This window comes from Micromonospora phytophila (assembly GCF_023656545.1).
Classification (GTDB): Bacteria; Actinomycetota; Actinomycetes; order Mycobacteriales; family Micromonosporaceae; genus Micromonospora; species Micromonospora phytophila.
In genome coordinates, this window is sequence record NZ_JAMOKF010000504.1 from 1 (window position 1) to 2,789 (window position 2,789).

At 72.9% G+C, this 2,789-nt stretch carries 2 protein-coding genes; one reads left to right on the top strand and one right to left on the bottom strand.

Annotation, left to right across the window (positions count from 1 at the left end):
* On the bottom strand, positions 1-1,549 hold a 1,549-nt coding region (locus tag NCC78_RS30415; RefSeq protein ID WP_372495240.1), incomplete at its 3' end, for a M1 family metallopeptidase.
* Positions 1,550-1,730: 181 nt separating this feature from the next.
* On the opposite strand from NCC78_RS30415, the gene NCC78_RS30420 reads away from it, so the two are divergent.
* The gene (locus tag NCC78_RS30420) at positions 1,731-2,531 is read left to right on the top strand and encodes an SGNH/GDSL hydrolase family protein (protein ID WP_250798842.1); all 801 of its coding nucleotides are present in this window, start codon (positions 1,731-1,733) and stop codon (positions 2,529-2,531) included.
* Positions 2,532-2,789 lie beyond the last annotated feature (258 nt).

Genomic DNA, 2,789 nt, shown 5'->3' on the forward strand with positions numbered 1-2,789 from the left:
GGAGCTGGTGCGCCTCGCGAATGGCGGCCCAGGACTTCGGCTGGGTCGGCGGCGCCGCCGTGCGGACGGACGCGGCGGTGGCCAGCTTCGGCCGGTCGGGCGTGAACAGCCAGGTGGTGATGAGCTGGTCCAGGTCCAGCCCGGAGATCCGCTCGGCAAGGGCCTGGAACTGGGCGACGGTGGCGTTGCCGTGCCGGTGCTCCGCGGTCCAGGCCGGCAGGATCCGGAAGAACGCGTCGTCGCCGACGGCGAGCCGGAGCTGGTGCAGCGCCATCGCGCCCCGGTCGTAGACCGCGTCGGCGAAGACCTGGTTCGGGCCGGGGTCGCCGGGCAGCACCTGCCAGAACTCGTCGTCGGCCGGGTAGCTGGCGTACGTGAAGTCGAACAGCTCCTGCGCGGTGCCCTCGCCCTGCTCCTGCGACCAGAGCCACTCGGCGTACGTGGCGAAGCCCTCGTTGATCCAGATGTCGCGCCAGTCGGCCACCGAGACCGAGTCGCCGAACCACTGGTGTGCGTTCTCGTGCACCACCACGTAGGTGTTGGCGCCCCGGCGCCAGAAGCCCGAGCTGTACACCGAGCGGGTCTGCGTCTCCAGCGCGAAGCCGAGGGCGCCCGGCGGCGCCGCGACGCCGCCCTGCGCCTCGAAGGGGTACGGCCCGAATATCCCGCTCGCCCACTCGACGACCTCGGCGGTGCGCTCGATGCTGCCCCGCGCCGCCGGCTCCAGCTCGCCCAGGCTGGTGCTGTACGCGTTGACCACCGGCTGGCCGTTCGGCGCGGTGTCGGTGACGACGTCGTACTGGCCGATGGCGAGGAAGGCCAGGTAGGTGGCGGTGGGCGAGGTGGTCCGCCAGCTCCACCGGGTGCGGTTGCCCGCCTCGGGCAGCGGGGCGCGCGGCTGCACCCCGTTGCTGATCACCTCGACGCCGGTTGGCACCGAGACGGAGATGTCGAAGGTGGCCTTGTCCGAGGGGTGGTCGTTGGCGGGGAACCACCACCAGGCCGACTCCGGCTCGTTGACCGCCAGCGCGCCGTCGTCGGTGCGGGTCCAGCCGGTGTAGCCGCCGACCAGCGTCTCCGACGGCACGCCCGCGTAGCGCACCACGATGGTGAGCTGCTGGCCGGCGGCCACCGCGCGGCGGGGGGTGACCACGAGTTCGTGCACGCCCTCCCGGGTCGCCGTGGCGGGCCAGCCGTTGACCCGCACCGACTCCACGTCGAGCAGGAAGTCCAGGTTGAACCGGGACAGGTCCTGGGTGGCCCGGGCCAGGATGGTGGTGGTGCCGGTGAGCCGGTCGGTCTGCGGGTCGTAGCGCAGCCGCAGGTCGTAGTGCGTGACGTCGTAGCCGCTGTTGCCGTAGTCGGGAAAGTAGCTGTCACCCAGTCCCGGGCCGCCGGGTTGCGGTGCGGCGGCGGGGACGACCGGCCGACCCCAGCCCGGTAGGGCGGCGTGGCCGGGGGTGCCGGCGACCAGGGTGCCGGCGGTGGTGACGGTCAGGGCGGCGATGGCCGCCGTCAGAGCGCGTCGCACGAGGTGGACTCCCTCCATCGGGGTGTACGCACCGATCAACCTAATCGACGTTTGTGAACGCGTCGGCCCGCCCCGCCGCCCGCGTCTATTCCATTCATGTCAATGTTTCGATAGTATTACCGACTAGTAACAAGCCCCCCACCCCTGGCCACGCGCGCGGTCACAGGATCCCACCACCTGAGTCCAGTGGAGGTCCGTCATGCCCCACCGCCCGCTGGCCCGCGCCCTCGCCGCGCTGGTCGCCCTGCTCACCGCCGCCCTCGGCGCGGTGCTCGCCCCCGGCACCGCCCAGGCCGCCGCCACCGTCAACTACGTCGCCCTCGGCGACTCCTACTCCTCCGGCGTCGGCGCCGGCCCGTACGACTGGTCCGGCTGCCTGCGCAGCCAGAAGTCGTACGCACCGATCTGGGCCGCCGCCAACGCGGTCACCAGCTTCCGCTTCCCCGCCTGTGGCGGCGCCGTCACCTCCGACGTGATCAACAGTCAGGTCGACTCGCTGAGCGCCAGCACCACCCTGGTGACCGTCACCATCGGCGGCAACGACGCCGGGTTCGCCGACGTGATCACCAGTTGCCGGTTCGGCAGCACCTCGACCTGCACCAACGCCGTCAACAGCGCCAAGGCGTTCGCCACCGCCACGCTGCCCGGGCGCCTCGACGCCACCTACGCCGCCATCCGCACCCGGGCGCCGAACGCCCGGCTGATCGTGCTCGGCTACCCGCGACTGTTCGAGACCGGCTACTGCGGGCTGCTGGCCATGAGCACCTACAAGCGGACCATCCTCAACGAGGCCGCCGACCTGCTCGCCACGGTCACCGCCGGACGGGCCGCCGCGGCCGGCGCCACCTTCGCCGACACCCGCCCTTACTTCGCCGGGCACGGCGTCTGCGCCGGCGACCCGTGGATCCGCGACGTCAGCGGGGTCATCGAGGCGTACCACACGGACGCCGACGGCTACCGCTACGGCTACCTGCCGGCGCTCAACGCGGTCACCGGCTGACCCGCCCCGGCCAGCGGCCGGCCGGCGATCCCTCGGGGCCGTCGGCCGGCGCGCTTGCCGGCACCGACCACACTGGGTGGATCGACCGCACACAGCGCGCGACATATTCGGAGGTCCACATGCGGGAGCCGACCGGCCAGCAGCAGTCACCGCCGGGCCGCGACCGGTTCCCGGCCGGCGGCCTGGAGTTCCTCGCGCTGCTGGCGCGGCTGCTGCGCCGGCCCCGCCGCGGCGACCGCCGGCTCCCGCTGCTCTGGC

What these genes read in the sequence shown, in the direction of transcription:
- NCC78_RS30420 (WP_250798842.1), top strand. Translation starts at nt 1,731, where the DNA reads ATGCCCCACCGCCCGCTGGCCCGCGCCCTCGCCGCGCTGGTCGCCCTG.